Below are 17543 nucleotides of genomic sequence, written 5' to 3'. Positions count from 1 at the left end.
AGAGGATATTAAGTTCGAAAAGAGGCTCAATAGCGCTTATCCTAGATATGAAGACTATTACTCACGTGCCTTGCCGCCTCTACGGCGGGCGCATCCTGCTGAAGAAAGAATTCCGTGGAGCAACGCAATATTCGAATTGTGGCAGTCGGCGATGACCTGCTCGCCGGTGTTGGCGACCCCCGTACCCTCGGCTGGTTTGGCCGTGTTATGGCGCGCACCCCGCAGACCACTGCATCCATTGCGGCATATAACCTTGCCGCGCCCAATGAAGGTAGCGAGCAGCTGAATGCACGCTGGTTTGAGGAGGCGCGCCGCCGCTTCGTTCCCGGTGCTGATAACCGCCTCATTATTGCTCCGTCGACCTTTGACATTGATTTGGGTCTGACCAGCGCTCGTTCGCGTTTGAACCTGGCAAACATTGTGGACATGGCGTCGCAGAACAACATTAAGGTTCTGGTTGTTGGTCCGCCGCCGACCCTGGACGCTGAGCGTAACCGCCGTATCGCTGACCTGTCGGCGGCATACGCGGATGTGGTGACCCGCCGTAACCACGTGTACGTGGATACGTTCAACCCGCTGCTTCACCATGAGCAGTGGCGCAACGATCTTGCTGCAAATGATGGTCGCCCGGGTCAGTCCGGTTACGGTCTGATGGCGTGGCTGGTTCTGCACCGCGGTTGGTACAACTGGCTGAACATTCCTGAGCACGGCTAAGAGCCTGCTCCCCCGGCTGGGACTGCGAGTTGATGCGAAGAAAGTTCGTGTTTTTTAGCTCATATCCCGGTTCCAAGATGCAATCATGCCGTTTCTATGAAAAAATAGACGGCGTTGCCCTTATAGCGTGGGCCACCGGTTTTCGGTGGCCGCCTCTGCTAGGGCAGGTAATAGGGAGCGCGCACCGCGAAGGTGGGGCGTGCATCCATGAACACTATAAGGAGGCTCTGATGAGCAAGCGCGGTCGTAAGCGCAAGGACCGTCGTAAGGGCGGCGCAAACCACGGTAAGCGCCCCAACGCATAAGGTATCTTGTATACACTTTAAAACCCCGGCGTTTCGGATATTATTCGGACCCGGGGTTTTGCTTTACCCGTAGATGTTTGTGGGCGTTCTGCGGAATAAAGAGAAGAATTCTACGTTATGGATGTGAACGCCTGGCGCGTTCCTGTAGAGGAGAAACATGGCTGAAACCAACACCGCGGCGGATACCCGCGAGCTGCGCGAACGCTTTACCGCGGATGCTATGCAGTATGTGGATCAGCTCTACGCTGCCGCCCTGCGGATGAGCCGCAACTCTGCCGATGCTGAAGACTTGGTGCAGGAAACCTATATGAAGGCTTTTGCCTCGTACCACCAGTTCACCGAGGGTACGAACCTGAAGGCGTGGCTGTACCGCATCCTGACGAATACGTACATCAATCTGTACCGTAAGCGTAAACGTGAGCCACAGCAGTCTCAAGGTGAGACGGTGGAGGATTGGCAGCTAGCTCAGGCCGGCGAGCATGATGCGGTAGGTCTGCGTTCTGCTGAGGCGGAGGCGCTGAGCGCCCTGCCGAATACCGAGGTTCGTGAGGCTCTGAACGAGCTGTCTGAGGATTTCCGCATGGTGGTGTACTACTCCGATGTGGAGGGTTTCGCGTACAAGGATATTGCGGAGATTCTGGATATCCCCATGGGCACGGTGATGTCTCGTCTGCATCGTGGCCGCCGGATTTTGCGTGAAAAGCTACTCGATTATGCGCGAGAGAATGGTCTGCGCCCTTCGACTATCGCAAAGGTAGCAGCGAAGACACATGCTAAGGCGCAGCCGGCTAAGGCTACCACAGCCAAGGGCGTAAAGTCTCCGCCGGCGAGCTCTCGTTCCGAGGCGCCTGCGGATTCTTAACTCCGTTCTTCTACCGGTGAGATAGCCCCATGAGGTTAAGGCTAGACTTCCCCTAACGCTTTATACCTTCCGTGTGAAAGGAACCCCCGATGTCAAGCACAGACAAGAATTTTTCCGTCCCCCAAACCCCTGCAGCTTCCGTAGCTTCTGAGCCGCTAGAGGATTGCGGAGGCCTGCCCTGCTCATCGACCCTCAAGCGCCTCTACGAATTCCTCGATAGGGAGCTGAGCCCCGAGCAGCTACACACAATTCAGGCGCATCTGAATGCCTGCCCCGAGTGCGCGGATGTAAAGGACTTTGAGCTGATGGTGCGTGAGAAGATGCGTTCTTCGTGCGCTCAGCAGGCGCCCGAGCAGTTGAAGGTGAGACTGTTGCAGGATGTGCAGAATTTCTGCGCCAAAGCAAACCTCTAAACTGCCCCAAGTTGTTGTCCCGCTGAGGTAGAGAAATCGAATGATGAGTAAAGGTGGTGCACCAATGACGGTGCGCCGCCTTTACGCGTATTGGTTGGTTCACGCTGTCTAGCTCGTGTTACCTGGTTCGTTCGGGCCGCATATCTCAGCGTTGGAGCCCTCAGCGGCTCGCAAACCCTCAACCGGTAGAATAGTGGTAGACGTCAACGGGCGCAGCGTCTCTGAGTCTGCGCCCCCCATGATTTGAACCAGAAGAGGATGTATGAGCGACGCAGCAGTGCAACTTTCCCCCGGCGATTGGCCCGCTCCCCTGGTGCCCGCCTCCAGCGAAACCGCTGGCAAGAATGCGCTGGTGCATATTCCGGGTTCTAAGTCGCTCACGAACCGTTATCTGCTGCTTGCTGCTTTGGCCGATTCCCCTTCGTATTTGCGTGCGCCTCTACATTCGCGCGATTCGGCGCTGATGATTGAGGCGCTGCGTCAGCTGGGTGCGGGTATTGAGCTGGTGCCGACCGATTCGCCGTTTGGTCCGGATATCAAGGTCACTCCCCTCAACTTTGCGCAGGCAGATTCCATACAGCCGCAGGCGGTGTCGATTGAGTGCGGTCTTGCCGGTACCGTGATGCGTTTTGTACCCGCTCTGGCGGCACTGCTGCCGGGTGAGTTTGCTTTTGACGGTGACCCGCATGCCCGTCAGCGTCCGATGGGTCCTGCCCTAGAGGGTCTGCGTCAGCTGGGTGTGCAGGTGGATTATGAGCAGGGCGAGAACGCTCTGCCCTTCGTGCTACGCTCCCCCGGTCTGGCGAGCGCGGAGGGTGTCTCTGAGGCGCCTGTGGTTCGTATTGATGCTTCGACCTCGTCTCAGTTCGTTTCGGCTCTGCTGTTGATGGCCCCTCGCCTGCCGCAGGGCATGGTGCTGGTGCACGAGGGCTCTTCGGTGCCGTCCATCCCGCACATTCAGATGACCGTGGAGGCACTGCGTCAGATGGGCATCGAGGTTCAGGAGCACTACCCGAGCCAAGGCAACGAAGCAGAAGGTGGCGAGTACCGTTGGACGGTTCACCCCGGTTCTTTCCCCGGCTTTGAGATGACCATTGAGCCGGACCTGTCGAATGCCGGTCCGTTCCTTGCCGCTGCCGTGGTTACCGGCGAGTCGGTAACTATTCCCCACTGGCCGGAACCCGCGGCTGATTCTTCGGCGGGCACGACCCAGGTGGGCGATATGTGGCGTGAGCTTCTGCCCGCACTGGGTGCGCAGGTTCGCTACTCTGAGGGCCGTCTGACCGTAACCGGTCCGGTGCAGCTTCCCAAGGGTGATTTCTCCTTTGACCTGTCTGCCGGTGGTGAGTTGGCGCCGACTATGGCGGCTGCCTGTGCTTTCGTGAAGGGTCGCGTGGAGCTGACCGGTATTGCGCATCTGCGCGGTCATGAGACGGACCGCCTTGCCGCGCTCGCCACTGAGATTAACCGTCTGGGAGGCAGCGCCCACGACACCGCCGATTCGCTGGTGATTGAGGCGCCCATCCCCGCTACCGTTGAGGCTGCACAGGTTCTGGCTCGCACCTACGACGATCACCGTATGGCGACCTTCGCAGCGATTATTGGTCTGCGCCGCCCCAACGTGGTGGTGCAGAATGTGGCCACCGTGGCTAAGACCATGCCCGAATTTACCGTAATGTGGGAGGATATGCTGGTGCAATGGCAGACCGGCGCTTCCACCGTTACCGCCGACCAGGAGGTCTTCTAAATGGGTTCTTCCCGCATGAACGTGCGCGATTTCTCTGAATGGGATGAGTCGGATGTGCGCGTGCGCCCGAACAAGAAGGGCTCCCGCCCCCGCACGAAGGATCGCCCGACCTTCAAAGAAGCGATTCGTGGCAGGGTCATTACGGTGGACCGCGGCCGCTGGTCGGTCGTTGTTGATGAGGATACCGAGAAGGAGCGTATCCTCATTGCGGCGCGCGCTAAGGAGCTACGCCGCACCGCGATTGTGACCGGTGACTTTGTGGATTTGGTGGGTGACACCTCCGGCGCGAAGGATACCCTAGCGCGCATTGTGCGTCTGAGCGAGCGCACCTCGATTCTGCGCCGTAGCGCCGACGACACTGACCCGTCGGAGCGCGTGGTCGTGGCGAATGCTCAGCAGCTGGTGATTGTGGTTGCTGCGGCGAACCCGGAGCCGCGCACCGGCTTCATCGATCGTGCCGTGGTGGCGGCGTTTGATGCCGGTATTGAGCCGATTCTGTGCATTACGAAGACCGATGTGCGGTACCCGCAGAATCTACTGGATTACTATGCGGCAAGCGGTTTGAAGATTGTGCTGTCCTCTTCCTCAGATGGTTTGGCGCCAAGTCAGGAGGGCGCTGCCGGTTTGGAGTCTGCACCGGTTCAGGAGCTTCTGCAGGAGCTGCTGGGTCAGGTGTCGGTACTTCTGGGCCATTCGGGTGTGGGTAAGTCGACCCTGGTGAATGCGCTGACCGGCTCTGAGCGTGCGACTGGTCATGTGAACGCGGTGACGGGTCGTGGCCGCCACACATCCTCGTCGGCGTTGGCGTTGCGTCCGGTAAATGCGAATGGTGATCCGATGGAGCCAGGTACCTGGATTATTGATACTCCCGGTATTCGTTCTTTCGGTTTGGCGCATGTGCCGCAGGAGACCGTCGTGGAGGCATTCGCTGATTTGGCACCCGGTGCGGCGGATTGTCCGAAGGCGTGTACTCACGCAGCGCAGGCTCCCGAGTGCGGTCTGGAGGCCTACGTTGCTGCCGGTCATGCCGGTGAGAGCGGTCCCGCCCGTCTGGAGTCTTTGCGTAAGCTGCTGCTGTTGACTCCTGAAGAGGGCGATTCGGAGAAGAAACTAGGCGCTCTCGTCTAGGTTCTCTCCCCTGCACTACACACACATTTTTGCTGACTACATCACCGAACACTGAAGAAGATCATTACTATGAGCCGTTCCCAGCAGTACACCGACGATTTGCGTCTTGCGCATATTCTTGCCGATAGCGTCGATCGTGTGAGCGCCATGCGTTTTCGTGACCGCCCGGCCTTCTCCCCCGCATCCGAGGTGGTAGAGCCCGCCGAAGCGGCACCGGCTGCGGCACCGTTGGCACCGTGGCAGCAGGCTACTCAGCAGCCCGCGGAGCCGCAGGCACCAGTGCAGGAGCCTGCAGATTACGCCTCGGGTGTGGCCCAGGAGGTTGAGGAGCTTCTGCACGCGCAACTGTCGCGTGTGCGTACTCGTGACGGTATTGCCGGTACGCATGCCGGCTATAACGGTCAGGCGTCGCGCCAGTGGGTGATTGCACCGATTGCTGAGCTGGATAATTTTCGCCGCGGCGTGCCGGTGTGGGCGACTCTGATTGCTCTGCTGGATCAGGGTGAGCCGGTGGTGGGTGTGGTGTCTGCACCCGCGCTGGGTCGCCGCTGGTGGGCTGCTCGCGGCTCGGACGCGTACACGGGTAAGTCTTTGGCGCAGGCGACTCGTCTTGAGGTGTCTTCGCTGACTCAGCTGGATCAGCTGTCTGCCGCGTACACCGACCTCTCTTCCTGGAAGGCAGCTGCTGAAGGCGCTGTGGACCGCTCTGGGGAGCTTGTACAGCTTCTGGGTTCAGTGGGTCGTTCCCGTGCGTACGGTTCGTTCTGGGCGGCGTGTATGCTCGCTGAGGGTGCCGTGGACACCGTCGTGGACGCATCCCTGTCTTTCTACGAGGTGGCGGCGCTACTGCCGCTGATTCGTGAGGCTGGCGGCGTCGCCTCCACCCTAGAGGGCGATTTGCCGGAGCAAGCGGGCCTTTCAGTCTCCGGTGTGCACCCGGTGTCCCTGGTGGCAAGTAATACGGCGGCGGTCCAGCAGCAGGTACTGGAAGCGCTCGCACCCCGGCCCTAGTCGGTTCCTCCCTCTGAGCAGGAGATAGTAAAAATACAGCCAGGCGGCGGCTTTCCGATAGTGGAAAGCCGCCGCCTCGCTGTTATCGCTCTGAGAGCAAGTGTTGCCTGTTTTAGGACAGCATCGTGAGGGTGCCGAGCAGACCCAGCAGACTCAGACCCGAGATGATGTACGCCAGAATGTTGAAGATCGTCATCTTCGAGGTGTACTTGGTGGTGTGACCGACGTTCACCTTCGCCGAGTAGATGGCAAGCCAAATCGAGACGCCCACCGGGATCAGACCCACGAGCAGTAGCGCAATCACCATGATGTTGGGGCTCAGGCTCAGGCCGGAGCTATACGCAGAGCTGTAACCGCCGGAGCTGCCCATCGATTCGGTGTGGAGTGCCGCTACCTGAATCCACGCGTAGAGAGTCAGCGCCAGGGCTCCCAGGGAGGCACCGAACGCGCCGATGGAGTAGAAGTAGCCGGGGCCGCGGAAGTCGCCGGTGGTCTCGCCGTAGGGGCGGCGGTGCTCAGCCGGCACTCGGTACATGTCCGGGATGCGCTGGTAGCTGTCGTCGCGGTCGCGCACGTTAGCGGGTGCCACGCCCAGGGCGGGTGCGGGTGCTACGCCTGCAGGTACCGGCTGCGGGGAGTTTGCGTTGTTCTGCTCCGGGAAGGAGGGGGCGGGAATCTGGTTCTCCATGGTGTGTCCTTGAGTGGTCGTCATAGCGGCTGTGTGGCTACCGTATCGTAGCGTTGGCGTCACTATGAGCGGCTATGCTATATGACCGGCTACTTTGTGGCTCGTTTGGTGGCTCTGTGGTTGCTCTCTAACGTTGCCGGTGAGATTGAATAAACAATCAATACCGAACAACGGTATCTACCCTTCGATACTACGGCATAGGACGCGTTTTCGTCTTCTCTGATGGCGTTCTCATTACAATGCGGTCACCTGAGCGCCCTCGGGCACGCCGGTACACCCCAGAACGGACCGGCAATACAGGACCGACCAATTGGGTATAAAAATACCCGGCAGGTGACGCGGTGGGCGTTCTGCCGGGTGGTAGAAACCTACCACGGTTCTTCCTCTGGATTGGAACCGATAATCACCGCCGCACCCCATACGGGATAGCGGACGGCTGGGAGATCGTGGAGATGCGGGGAACGCGGTGTTCGTCAAAGACCAGGTGTTCTGTGGTGCTGATGGAGCAGGTGTTTTAAGACCAAACCAAGATAAAAGACTCATATATTACCTTTATATACAGCAAGATGTGGCAGCAGTTTTAAAACTGCTACCACATCTCGTTGACCACTTAGAAACTTCTAAGCGATGTTTTACACACTAGGTCCTTTAGGGGGTCCCTTAGGGAACTTTGAATCACTCTCAAGCGTCCTTCTGGCTGCAAAAGTGACCAAAAGACCTCCTAAAATTGCACTTAGAATTGATACTGGATTAAAGAACTCCCCGTCTCTGGCAAATGAGATAATCACCCAGAACACCGGAACAATAGTGAGAAAAAATCCTAGTGTAAATATATTCTTCGTACGCATTGGACCTCTCCCAGGTTAAAGAGTGAGAGCACAGGACACTGCTGCAACAGTATGATGAATGCATTCCCACACCATATAGTGATGCATCTCACATCACTAATTAATAGTTTACCAGAGAGTCTCATCAGATGCAACACGTAAATTGACATTACATGAAAAATATGCATTTGCTATCATACACGCTCTCAGTGGCGGGTCCACTACCGCATCTAATCGCACGGTCGAGGCCCATGATAGTGGCCACCACACCATCGATCTTCTCGGTGAATTTTTCTTTGTCGGGTTTGATGTTCCCGGCAGAGTCGGTGCGGACGAACATATTATCCATCATCCACTGCAAAACCGGGTGACCCTCATGAGCGAGCTTTCCCTCCATGACCAGGTTCATCAGTTCCTTTTGACGTTAGCCTAAACCTTTTGACGCCCAACCCACGAGCATGCCGGTACACCCCCGGAACAGACCGACAATTGGGCATAAAAAATACCCGGCAGGTGACGCCGTGGGGCGTCCTGCCGGGTGGTAGAAACCTACCGCAGTTCTTCCTCTGGATTGGAACCGATAATCACCACCGCACCCCATACGGAATAGCGGACGGTTGGGAGATCGTGGAGATGCGGGGAATCGAACCCCGGTCCGATGTGGCGTCAACGGGGCTTCTCCGTGCGCAGTTTATGCGAACGCTACTTTTCGGCTCCGGTACTTGCATAAACACATATACCGACGAACCTAGTCACGTAAAAGTCCCGCCAGCCCCCGCAACAAGGGCTAGCAGCAGTGGCCTTTTAAGTCGATGCCGGTAACTGAGCCAAAGGCATGCTCAGGCCGACAGACGGCAACTCGCGCTTAGGCAGCGAGTGCGAAGTCAGTGCGCTTAGATTCTGCACTTAATTTTTTGCAGAGGGCGTTAACGAGATAACCCTGCATCCTCGGCACGCTTCACCCATCTCAACTCACATCGTCGAAACCGATCATCCCCCTATGCTTTTATCAAAAAGCCCACCGTCTTCTGAAAGTTTTCCTCGACATACCTTGATGCCGCGGTGCCATTCAAACACGGTAGAGATTCAGTATATCTAAGATGTTTAACGGCGTGCAAGTCCCCTACCCCATCATGCAGGGTGCGCTCACTGACAGAGAACACCTCCAAAGAACCCGGTGCACGCGCCTCCAGCACACACCCGGTTCAACGGCGGGCGCAGAAAATCGGTGTAGAAAATCGACACAGAAGATCACGGGCACAGCAAACGGGGTGAGGCGCCCCAAATCTTCTGGGAGCCTCACCCCGTTCGCGTACCGCACTCGGCTGTCAAACCTTAGCGGTGAGCCGAAACAGTCATGCGGTTGTTCGGGTTGTCACCAATCTGGCAGACCACGTTACCGTGACCATCCTCGGTACCAACCTCAAGGCACTTCTGAGTAGCCTGAACTAAAGAAATGGCTACGAAAAGCATGCAAATCGAAATCAGGATAGACACCGCACCAGTGATAATACCGGTCAGGGCGAATGCCTTACCTGCGCCAACTTCCTTCGTCTTCTTGAGGGACAGCACGCCCAGAATAATCGCGGCGATACCCAACAGGGCACCAAACACAAGGAAACCTGTCAGTACAGCCGCGATACCGAGAATCATCGCCGCCAGTGCCATGCCGGGAGCCTTCTTCGTCACCGGAGCCGCATACGGGTAACGCGCGGGCTGGCCGTAACCGTAAGCATCCTGCTGGGGGTGCTGCTGGTAAGAGTTCTGCTGGTAGTTGTAGTCAGCGGGCTGCGCCTGGTAGGAGGCGTCCTGACCGTAGCCATACTGCTGCTGGACGGGCTGAGTCTGGCCGTAGGAGTTCTGCGCTGCAGCGCCCTGAGCCGAAGCGCCCTGGGCGGAGGTACCCTCAGCAGCGTTCAGGCCGTAAGCATTCTGCGAAGAAGACTTCGCGCCGAACTGACCGTACTGGTTCTGCTGGGGCGCGTTCTGCGCAGTAGTGTTCTGTTGAGTCTGGCCGTAGCTATTCTGGGCGGATGCGCTCTGACCGTAATCCTGGCCGTAAGTATTCTGCGTTGCAGGAGCCTGGCCGTAATTCTGACCGTAAGAGCTCTGGGCTGAAGAATTAGGCTGCTGAGCAGCGTAGGGGTTCTGTGCGTTTCCCTGGTTGTTTCCGTAGTTATTCTCAGACATCCGTCGTTCTTTCCATCACAGTTACAGCGAACAATTTATACTCACCCAATGCACCATTGCGCGCTGAGTTCAGTTCCATTATATGAATAAGCCATCACCTGGGGCATCTATGAAGTCTAAGATTCCAGAATCATCCCCCAGAATCCACCAATCGGGCAGATTCAGCGCCGAAAAAGAGCAAGGGACCGAATAGTTCACCACTATTCGGTCCCTCAACGTTTCAAAGACTCAACGTGACTTAACGGCGGACAGATTCATATTCCTTAGGGCTCATCGTCATGGTTTCACCATGAACGGTGCACACATAGTTACCGCTCGAATCCTGCACCGCATTCTCAGCGCAGTCGCTGAGCATACCAATGCCAATCAAGCCCAGAATCAGCACGCCAACAGCAACAATCATGCCCAGCGCACCGGTGACAATACCACCAATCGCCATACCCTTACCGGAGGCGGTACCATTCTTCACCTTCACCAGGGCAACAATACCCAGAATCACGCCAACCAGACCCAGCACGCCACCGAAAATCAGCCAGCCAGACAGCAGACCAATAATACCCAGAATCAGCGAAGCAATCGCCAGAGCCGAGCTCGGAGTCGGCTGGTAGCCGGGGTAGCCACCCTGCATATTGTATGCGGGGGCCTGCTGCGGTGCGGGGATGAACTCGCCCGGGTTCTGCTGGTAATTCGGGTTCTCAGACATATGTCTCCTCATAAAATATGGTGCTCGCGGTACGCCACGATTTTCCAACAATTATACGCGAGGAACCGTGCCCGCATCTACCAGAAGTCACCGACTAGATAGGTTCCCGCCGCCGCCTCAGCTCTAGCCGAGGTTGCGGTAACGCATCGCGCGGCGCGCCTCCAGGTCATCCTGACGCTCACGCAAAGCCTGACGCTTATCGTACTCACGCTTACCGGTCGCCAAAGCAATCTCAACCTTCGCACGACCATTCGAGAAGTACAGCTTCAACGGAACCACCGTGTAACCGGTCTCCTTCAGCTTCTGCGCCAACTTATTAATCTCAGAACGATGCAGCAGCAGCTTCCGGCGACGACGAGCTGCATGGTTCGTCCACGTACCGTAACCATACTCCGCGATATGAATACCCTCGAGCCACATCTCGTTATCGGTCACCTGGCAGAAACCGTCCACAATGGACGCCCCTCCATCACGCAGAGACTTCACCTCAGTACCCAGCAGAACAATGCCCGCCTCATAGGTATCCACAATGTTGTAGTTGTGGCGAGCCTTCTTATTCTGGGCAATAATCGCGTTATTCGGGTCCTTCTTTGCGTCTTTCTTCTTTTTCTGAGCCATCACTCAATCCTTATACGTCTTAGCTCTCTTCAACCGCGCGCCCCGAAGCACGCCAGCGAATACCAGCATCAATAAAGGCGTTCAAACCGCCATCCAAAACATTAGAGGTATTACCCTCCTCATAGCCGGTACGCAGATCCTTCACCATCTGGTATGGATGCAGAACATAGGAGCGCATCTGATCACCCCAGCTTGCCTTAATATCACCGGCAAGCTCCTTCCTCTTCGCATCCTCCTGCTCCTTACGCAACAGCAACAGGCGAGACTGTAGCACACGCAAAGCCGCCGCACGGTTCTGCAACTGAGACTTCTCATTCTGCATCGACACCACAATACCGGTCGGCAAGTGAGTCATACGCACCGCCGAATCCGTCGTGTTCACCGACTGGCCGCCCGGGCCCGACGAGCGGAACACATCCACCTTAATCTCGGACTCGGGGATCTCAATAGCATCTGTCTGCTCAATCAGAGGAATTACCTCAACCGCAGCAAACGACGTCTGACGGCGGCCCTGATTATCGAACGGAGAAATACGCACCAGGCGGTGAGTACCCGCCTCCACCGACAGGCGACCAAAAGCGTACGGCGCATTAACCTCAAAGGTCACCGACTTCAGGCCCGCCTCCTCAGCGTAGGAGGTATCCAGAACCTTCGTCGGGTAGCCGTTCTTCTCCGCCCAACGCACGTACATGCGCAGCAGCATCTCCGCGAAATCAGCAGCATCCACGCCACCGGCGCCCGAACGGATCGTCACCACAGCCTCACGCTGATCGTACTCACCCGACAGTAGCACCAGCACCTCAAGCTCTTCCAGTTTTGCGCGGATTTCACCGCACTCACGCTCAGCATCGGCGAGCAGCTCGGCGGCAGTCTCCTCATCCTCAGCTTCTGCAAGCTCCACCATCACCTCAACATCATCAATGCGAGAAGACAGCGAACGCAGACGATTCAGTTCCGATTGCTTATACGACAGTGCGCTCGTCACCTTCTGCGCATTCTCCACGTCATCCCACAAATCGGGTGCAGCAGCCTGCGCAGACAGGTCCTCAATGGCGCGCTCAATCCCCTCAATATCGCTCACAGCAGCAATAGAGGTGAAAATCGTGCGAAGCTCTTTAATCTCAGCAGAAAAGTCGAAGGATGCCATAGCTTTTAACACTATCGCGAAACTGCCAGAAAGTCCCGCCGTTACAGCCCGCAACAGCCCACAGCGCAGAAGGACAGGTGGGTAGAGGGCAAAGGCCGCGGAACGAAGATGTAAAAGAAGGCAAAAAACGAGGGTGCATCCGCTAGCCGTTACACTACCTTACGGATGCACCCTCGCAAGCTATGGGGGCTCACAACACACCAATAAGAGAGTGAGCTGATAAGCCCTTGCGCCGTTGATAGACGCACTAATCGGTGGAGGGGCCCTGGCTCATCTTCAAACGCGACGAACCATGAGCGGTCACCTCAATGCCATCAGGCACCAGAATCGACAGCAGCGGCGGACGAATACGAGCCGACAGGTACACGTGCACGCTGTGATCAGAATCCACGGACACGTTCTCCAGACGCAACCTATGAAAATCCTGTCCCGGCTGAACCTCAGCCAGGTACGCGCTCGCATACTCCCACGCCGCCGAACCATTCGTCTCCTCCGGAGTGCGGATCGTGCGGGTAATCGAGTTCGCCTGAGCGTCCGCCACATCCTGCAGATGCTGAGTCTGCAGATAGGCACCGGTAATCGCCACCGTCACCGAGCCGATGAGCAGAAGCAACGCCAGCATGCCCACAATCAGCGGGGCAATACTGCCCTCTTCCGGGTCTGAGGCGAGCGCCCGGCTCTGCACACCGGCATGAGCCGGTAAACCATTAGGAATCAGCATGACCAGACCCCCAACTCGTCGCATGAGAACTCACCGGAATCACACCGCCGCCCATAAACGAAGGCAACAGCGGCAAACGCGCCTGAACCGTCACCGTGGCGTACGCCTTCGTACCCGAGACGCACTCCCCCGACGAACAGCTCAACGACACGCTCACATCGGAGGGCTCAACCCCGTAATCAGCGGCAGCATGCACCGCCAGACGCTGAGCCAAATCCGGGCCAACCGACGAATCCTGCGGTTGCTCCTGCACATACAGCACCACCTGGGCGCTCGCAGCATGAGCCGCCATCACTGAAGACTGCAAGCTAAAGATCGTCAGAATGCCGTAGAGCACCGGGATGAGCAGAGTAATGCCCAACCCCAGGAACTCCACAATGGCGCTACCCTCTTCAGGATTGTACAAATCGGAGCGGTTCTTCAGGTGTTCCTTCACACACCGCCGAAGCGAAAAGCCACTAATCACCGGAACGATGCTCCGCATAAATCGCATGCCCCTTCACCTCAATGGAATCCGGAAAACCCCACGGGCCCAGCACCGGCAAAGGCGACTTCACCGTCACCTCCAAGGTGCGCACCCCCGTAGAATCACTACTCTGATGGTACGAAATATTCTCAGCATAGGAAGACGGAAGAACCCCCTCAATCATCTGACGGGTACGCTCCATGCCCTCCTGCGGAGTGCGGTCACGCATCGTACCGTAACGTGCCCCAGCCGCCGCAGCATCCACCAACATGGTTCGTGCATACAGAGCGAAAGAAACCTGCAGAATCGCCATGGTTAGCAACACCAACAGCGCACCGACCATGACGAATTCCGTGCTGGCGTCACCGCGCTCGCTATCCTCCACAGAATATTCCGCGGAGGATAGCTCAGCGGCAGTCAGCTCAGAAGCGATGCGGGGCTTACACATTACTGGTGAACCAGAGCAATCGCGTCGTTGAACATCTTGGTCAGAGCCGGCTGAGCGATCGCCAGGATAGCGGCAACCAGCACGGCACTCATCATGGTGATCATGACCCAGCCGGGAACGTCGCCGCGCTCGGGGTCACCCTGCTTGTTCTTCAGGCGCAGAGCCAGCACGGATGCGATAGCCAGGGCAATCAGCACGGTGAGGGTGGTGCGGAAACGACGGAACATGATTTTCTCCTTCATCAAAGGGTGTAGTGTGTGGTTGGTGCGGTGCACCGGGCAATCAGCCCAGCCCATCGCGGCGCGGCCGGTACGGTGTGTACCCGCCGCAAAATCTAAAAGTTCAAACGCATGAGCGACAGGCCCGGGAAGACCGCAAAAATTACGGTCAGCGGCAGGATGAAAAACACCACCGGGGCGAGCATCGCAATCTCCTTCTTACCGGCTGTTTCCATCAGCTCACGCTTAGCGTTATCGCGTACATCCTGAGCCTGCGCACGCAACACATCAGCCAGAGGGGTACCGCGCTCAATCGCAACAGCAATACCCTCAACAAAGCGGCTCAACACCGGAACGCGAGTACGCTCCGCGAACTCCTGCAACGCGCTCAAGAGCGAAACACCGGTGCGGGTCTGAGCCAAAATATCAGAAAACTCACGAGCCAACTCGCCGCGAGAAGTCAGGCAGATACGCTCCAAAGCCGCCAGGGCCGACTCGCCCGCCGTCACCGACAGCGCCATCATCTCCGCCAGCGCCGGGAACTCAGCGACCAGCTGCTTCTCGCGCTTAGTCACCGCCTCGCCCAGCCACCAGTCACGCGCCAGAAAGCCGCTCAAACCACTCACCAGCACCAGCACAAGAGCCACCAGAATGGAAAAACGCTCCTGCACCACGCCGATGACAGTCAGGGCACTCATGACGGTCACACCGGCAAGAGCCCACAGCAGCTGCTCAGCACGAAACGCGCTCACACTCTGCGAAGAGCCAGCCCGACGCAAACGCTCCTGCACCGAACTATCACTCAGCGACGAGCCGCTCAACGACGAGGACAGCGAACGCAGAAGCGGCGCACAGAACGCCGAAATCGCCTCCAGCAGGCTCGGCTCGCGGCGCTCCTGCTCCTTCAAGAGCGACTCACGCAGAGTCTCACCGCGCAGCTGCGACGCCACACGATCAGAGAACGAAATACTGCGAGTATTCAGCACCGATGAGAGAATCAGACCCACGCCGGTCGCTAACAGCAGACCAAAAATCAGAGGTAGGTTCATCCGAAAACCCTCCGTTCACGCGGCAACTCACCAATACGTAGCATCAGACGGTACGCTGCCAAAGAAATAGCGGCGCCGACAATCATCAGTGTCGCACCTGCAAACGAGTTATAAACCATGCGCGCGGCAGGCTGAGTTGCCATCAGACACAGCACAAACCAGGGCGCCACGCAGGAGAGGCGAGCCGCATTCACAGTCCACGACTGACGCGCCAGAAGCTCCGAACGGGTACGCGCATTCTCACGTAGAAAATCACTCAGCGTGCCCAGCAACTTACCCAGGTCCGACCCACCCACCTCGCGGGCAATCTTCAAGGCCTCGATAATGGTGTCTGCCACCGGGTCAGAGAGGTACTCCTTCAAACGGTTCAGTGAGGTCACAAACTCACCGGACGCGCGGTAGTCACGCGAGAAATGGGTGAAGGCATCACGCAACTCTTCCGGGCCGCGGTAAGAGAGCTGAATCAGCGCCTCGGGCAGGGACAAACCCGCACGAATCGCCGAACGCAGGTGGTCCACCGCATCCGGCCACAACTGCCAAATACGGGCATCCGCTGCGCGGGCACGATGATTCACGACTACGCGAGGCGCCACAAAACCACCAATCAGGCCCAGCAGACCCAGCGGCAAAAGCTGAGTAAGAATCAGCAACAGAACCGACGCGCTCACACCGCTGGCAACACTCACCCACATAAACGTTCGTGGAGTCAGCGAATGCATACCCGCCTTACGCAGTGCCACAACCAGCGCCGGGTCGTTACTCGGCTTCGGCGGCTTACCATTATCAGGAAAGCAGGAAAGGTAAATCAGGCAGACGCCCAACGCCAAAATCAGGCTCAGAAACAGAGGCATTACTGACCCGCCTTCGCCGCCGCCAGCACCTGCTCGGGATGGTGACCGACACGAACCCAACGGTCCGGGTTCGGCAGCTCCAATGCCACGCACACCATCTGCCCTTCACGACGCACAAACAACGGAGACATCTCAATCACGCCGTCCTCAACGCGGCCGCCCAGCATGCTAATCTCTTCGACCTGACGCTGACCGTGCGAATCGCGCCCGCAATGCACCACAATGTCAAAGCAGGACGCCACGGTCGGCACCACGAATGTCGAGGAAATATTCTCGCCCGCCAGCAACGGCAGAGTGCAAATCTTGGTCACCGCGTCACGCGCCGAGTTCGCGTGAATCGTGCACATACCCGGCAGACCTGCATTGAGCGCAATGAGCATATCCAGGGATTCCGCCTCACGCACCTCACCAATGAGGATGCGATCGGGGCGCATACGCAGAGCTTCCTTGACCAGGCGGCGCAGCTCAATCGCTCCGGTGCCCTCAAGGTTCGGTTGGCGGCACTGCAGACCCACCACATCGCGTAGCGGAACTGCGAGCTCAAAAATTTCTTCGCACGTAATCACACGCTCACGCGGCGGAATAGATGCCGATAGGCAGTTCAGCATCGTGGTCTTACCCGCTTGGGTTGCGCCCGAAACGAGGATGTTCATGCCGCTCTCCACCGCCGCGTGCAGCAGGGACGCCGCGCCGGCACTCAGCGAGTTCATGCGCACCAGGTCGGGCAGGCGGCGGGCACGCACCACGAACTTACGGATATTGATGCTCGTGTGCCTGCGGGTAATATCCGGAATCACCGCGTGCAGGCGGGAACCATCCGGCAGGGATGCATCAACAAACGGGGAGGAAAGGTCCACACGACGACCCGAAGGCTTGAGCATGCGCTCCAGCAGGCTATTAATCGCCTCGGCACTCAGATGCAGACCGGTCAATTCACTTTCGCCGTTGCGGGCAATAAAGATTTCGTCGGGAGAGTTGATCCAAATTTCTTCAACGCTCTCATCATCGAGGAACGGCTGAATCACGCCAAAGCCGCAGATTTCATTATGCAGGCGCTGAATCACGGATTCACGGTCACCCAAATCGGGCAGAGAAATGCGGGTACGTCGCTGTTCGTAATCGTTTAGGTGCTCGTCAATAAGCCCGCGAACGGCGTGCTGGTCCTCGTGCGGGTCCAGGCTGCGGTGGCGCATTGCCTCACGAATATTTTCTTCGAGCAGATTTAGATGCTCCGCCCGGGTATCCAGTACGGTATTCTCCATTGAAGTGATCCGATGCTGTGTGTGGTTATCTGGAATACGGCGAAGTAGTAATATCTCAACGCCACCATCATCCTACCCTCAGCGCATCAAATTTATCAAAATGTAATAAAACACCCCTTAATATTTACGAGTATAATATTTGAGTATTTTTGACGCATAGAAATGCACATATCGT

General features: G+C 57.5%; 20 protein-coding genes and 1 other RNA gene. 7 read left to right on the top strand and 14 right to left on the bottom strand.

Translation table 11 applies throughout. The annotated features are described in order from the left end of the window. Positions 1 to 114 precede the first annotated feature (114 nt). The 7 genes from ACUXHH_RS03145 (at position 115) to ACUXHH_RS03115 (ending at position 6180) form a co-directional block, all read left to right on the top strand. Positions 115 to 714: a GDSL-type esterase/lipase family protein gene (locus ACUXHH_RS03145; protein WP_005505446.1), complete on the top strand. Its 600-nt coding sequence runs from the start codon at positions 115 to 117 to the stop codon at positions 712 to 714. Positions 715 to 944: 230 nt separating this feature from the next. After that, positions 945 to 1019 carry a 50S ribosomal protein bL37 gene (locus ACUXHH_RS03140; RefSeq protein ID WP_095343185.1) on the top strand — a complete coding sequence of 25 codons (75 nt, stop codon included), beginning with the start codon at positions 945 to 947 and terminating at the stop codon, positions 1017 to 1019. Between the two features lie 157 nt (positions 1020 to 1176). Further along, positions 1177 to 1881 (top strand): sigma-70 family RNA polymerase sigma factor, encoded by a 705-nt coding sequence (locus tag ACUXHH_RS03135; protein WP_279754223.1) that lies wholly within the window; start codon positions 1177 to 1179, stop codon positions 1879 to 1881. An 89-nt stretch (positions 1882 to 1970) separates the two neighbouring features. Next, complete coding sequence (gene rsrA, locus ACUXHH_RS03130) at positions 1971 to 2294, top strand: mycothiol system anti-sigma-R factor (RefSeq protein ID WP_279754224.1); 324 nt, start codon at positions 1971 to 1973, stop codon at positions 2292 to 2294. A gap of 262 nt (positions 2295 to 2556) precedes the next feature. Continuing rightward, on the top strand, positions 2557 to 4041 hold the full coding sequence (aroA, locus tag ACUXHH_RS03125) for a 3-phosphoshikimate 1-carboxyvinyltransferase (RefSeq protein WP_458390803.1): 1485 nt from the start codon (positions 2557 to 2559) through the stop codon (positions 4039 to 4041). Beyond that, positions 4042 to 5169, top strand: coding sequence for a ribosome small subunit-dependent GTPase A (gene rsgA, locus ACUXHH_RS03120; protein WP_458390802.1), 1128 nt, complete (start codon positions 4042 to 4044; stop codon positions 5167 to 5169). A gap of 69 nt (positions 5170 to 5238) precedes the next feature. Continuing rightward, complete coding sequence (locus tag ACUXHH_RS03115) at positions 5239 to 6180, top strand: inositol monophosphatase family protein (protein ID WP_458390801.1); 942 nt, start codon at positions 5239 to 5241, stop codon at positions 6178 to 6180. A 112-nt stretch (positions 6181 to 6292) separates the two neighbouring features. On the opposite strand, the gene ACUXHH_RS03110 is transcribed toward ACUXHH_RS03115, so the two are convergent. From ACUXHH_RS03110 to ACUXHH_RS03045, 14 genes are all read right to left on the bottom strand, one after another. After that, a complete protein-coding gene (locus ACUXHH_RS03110; protein ID WP_458390800.1) occupies positions 6293 to 6868 on the bottom strand; it encodes a hypothetical protein in 576 nt (191 codons plus the stop codon). Between the two features lie 996 nt (positions 6869 to 7864). Beyond that, positions 7865 to 8092, bottom strand: a complete 228-nt coding sequence (locus ACUXHH_RS03105) for a terminase TerL endonuclease subunit (protein WP_458390799.1) — start codon at positions 8090 to 8092, stop codon at positions 7865 to 7867. A gap of 228 nt (positions 8093 to 8320) precedes the next feature. Then, positions 8321 to 8693, bottom strand: a transfer-messenger RNA (tmRNA) gene (gene ssrA / locus ACUXHH_RS03100). A 337-nt stretch (positions 8694 to 9030) separates the two neighbouring features. Next, complete coding sequence (locus ACUXHH_RS03095; protein ID WP_458390798.1) at positions 9031 to 9885, bottom strand: DUF4190 domain-containing protein; 855 nt, start codon at positions 9883 to 9885, stop codon at positions 9031 to 9033. Between the two features lie 238 nt (positions 9886 to 10123). After that, positions 10124 to 10588 (bottom strand): DUF4190 domain-containing protein, encoded by a 465-nt coding sequence (locus ACUXHH_RS03090; protein ID WP_279742075.1) that lies wholly within the window; start codon positions 10586 to 10588, stop codon positions 10124 to 10126. A gap of 123 nt (positions 10589 to 10711) precedes the next feature. Then, a complete protein-coding gene (gene smpB / locus ACUXHH_RS03085) occupies positions 10712 to 11206 on the bottom strand; it encodes an SsrA-binding protein SmpB (protein WP_005505423.1) in 495 nt (164 codons plus the stop codon). Positions 11207 to 11225: 19 nt separating this feature from the next. Beyond that, on the bottom strand, positions 11226 to 12353 hold the full coding sequence (gene prfB, locus ACUXHH_RS03080; RefSeq protein WP_458390797.1) for a peptide chain release factor 2: 1128 nt from the start codon (positions 12351 to 12353) through the stop codon (positions 11226 to 11228). A 247-nt stretch (positions 12354 to 12600) separates the two neighbouring features. After that, a complete protein-coding gene (locus ACUXHH_RS03075; protein ID WP_279789523.1) occupies positions 12601 to 13098 on the bottom strand; it encodes a Tad domain-containing protein in 498 nt (165 codons plus the stop codon). Then, positions 13061 to 13510 carry a pilus assembly protein TadE gene (locus ACUXHH_RS03070; protein ID WP_279755099.1) on the bottom strand — a complete coding sequence of 150 codons (450 nt, stop codon included), beginning with the start codon at positions 13508 to 13510 and terminating at the stop codon, positions 13061 to 13063. Before ACUXHH_RS03070 ends, ACUXHH_RS03075 begins: the two co-directional genes overlap by 38 nt. A 22-nt stretch (positions 13511 to 13532) precedes the next feature. Further along, entirely contained in the window at positions 13533 to 13988 is a 456-nt protein-coding gene (locus ACUXHH_RS03065; protein WP_279742083.1) for a TadE family protein, read from the bottom strand. Beyond that, a complete protein-coding gene (locus ACUXHH_RS03060; RefSeq protein WP_279742084.1) occupies positions 13988 to 14215 on the bottom strand; it encodes a hypothetical protein in 228 nt (75 codons plus the stop codon). The genes ACUXHH_RS03065 and ACUXHH_RS03060 overlap by 1 nt, the downstream gene beginning before the upstream one ends. A 107-nt stretch (positions 14216 to 14322) precedes the next feature. Beyond that, complete coding sequence (locus ACUXHH_RS03055; protein ID WP_279755098.1) at positions 14323 to 15255, bottom strand: type II secretion system F family protein; 933 nt, start codon at positions 15253 to 15255, stop codon at positions 14323 to 14325. Then, positions 15252 to 16106: a type II secretion system F family protein gene (locus ACUXHH_RS03050; protein ID WP_458390796.1), complete on the bottom strand. Its 855-nt coding sequence runs from the start codon at positions 16104 to 16106 to the stop codon at positions 15252 to 15254. Before ACUXHH_RS03050 ends, ACUXHH_RS03055 begins: the two co-directional genes overlap by 4 nt. Next, positions 16106 to 17368 carry a CpaF family protein gene (locus ACUXHH_RS03045; RefSeq protein WP_279742090.1) on the bottom strand — a complete coding sequence of 421 codons (1263 nt, stop codon included), beginning with the start codon at positions 17366 to 17368 and terminating at the stop codon, positions 16106 to 16108. Before ACUXHH_RS03045 ends, ACUXHH_RS03050 begins: the two co-directional genes overlap by 1 nt. Positions 17369 to 17543: the final 175 nt, after the last annotated feature.

This window comes from Rothia sp. 110740021-2 (assembly GCF_054263775.1).
Note: the sequence above shows the minus strand (reverse complement) of the source record. Positions and strands in the feature narration are given on the sequence as shown.

Excerpts from the sequence above, each read along its gene's own strand:
- ACUXHH_RS03075 (WP_279789523.1), bottom strand. The coding sequence starts at position 13,098 with ATGCGACGAGTTGGGGGTCTGGTCATGCTGATTCCTAATGGTTTACCG.
- ACUXHH_RS03135 (WP_279754223.1), top strand. The coding sequence starts at position 1,177 with ATGGCTGAAACCAACACCGCGGCGGATACCCGCGAGCTGCGCGAACGC.
- ACUXHH_RS03065 (WP_279742083.1), bottom strand. The coding sequence starts at position 13,988 with ATGTGTAAGCCCCGCATCGCTTCTGAGCTGACTGCCGCTGAGCTATCC.
- rsgA (WP_458390802.1), top strand. The coding sequence starts at position 4,042 with ATGGGTTCTTCCCGCATGAACGTGCGCGATTTCTCTGAATGGGATGAG.
- ACUXHH_RS03105 (WP_458390799.1), bottom strand. The coding sequence starts at position 8,092 with ATGGAGGGAAAGCTCGCTCATGAGGGTCACCCGGTTTTGCAGTGGATG.
- ACUXHH_RS03055 (WP_279755098.1), bottom strand. The coding sequence starts at position 15,255 with ATGAACCTACCTCTGATTTTTGGTCTGCTGTTAGCGACCGGCGTGGGT.
- ACUXHH_RS03050 (WP_458390796.1), bottom strand. The coding sequence starts at position 16,106 with ATGCCTCTGTTTCTGAGCCTGATTTTGGCGTTGGGCGTCTGCCTGATT.
- smpB (WP_005505423.1), bottom strand. The coding sequence starts at position 11,206 with ATGGCTCAGAAAAAGAAGAAAGACGCAAAGAAGGACCCGAATAACGCG.
- aroA (WP_458390803.1), top strand. The coding sequence starts at position 2,557 with ATGAGCGACGCAGCAGTGCAACTTTCCCCCGGCGATTGGCCCGCTCCC.
- rsrA (WP_279754224.1), top strand. The coding sequence starts at position 1,971 with ATGTCAAGCACAGACAAGAATTTTTCCGTCCCCCAAACCCCTGCAGCT.
- prfB (WP_458390797.1), bottom strand. The coding sequence starts at position 12,353 with ATGGCATCCTTCGACTTTTCTGCTGAGATTAAAGAGCTTCGCACGATT.
- ACUXHH_RS03115 (WP_458390801.1), top strand. The coding sequence starts at position 5,239 with ATGAGCCGTTCCCAGCAGTACACCGACGATTTGCGTCTTGCGCATATT.
- ACUXHH_RS03060 (WP_279742084.1), bottom strand. The coding sequence starts at position 14,215 with ATGTTCCGTCGTTTCCGCACCACCCTCACCGTGCTGATTGCCCTGGCT.
- ACUXHH_RS03095 (WP_458390798.1), bottom strand. The coding sequence starts at position 9,885 with ATGTCTGAGAATAACTACGGAAACAACCAGGGAAACGCACAGAACCCC.
- ACUXHH_RS03045 (WP_279742090.1), bottom strand. The coding sequence starts at position 17,368 with ATGGAGAATACCGTACTGGATACCCGGGCGGAGCATCTAAATCTGCTC.
- ACUXHH_RS03090 (WP_279742075.1), bottom strand. The coding sequence starts at position 10,588 with ATGTCTGAGAACCCGAATTACCAGCAGAACCCGGGCGAGTTCATCCCC.
- ACUXHH_RS03110 (WP_458390800.1), bottom strand. The coding sequence starts at position 6,868 with ATGGAGAACCAGATTCCCGCCCCCTCCTTCCCGGAGCAGAACAACGCA.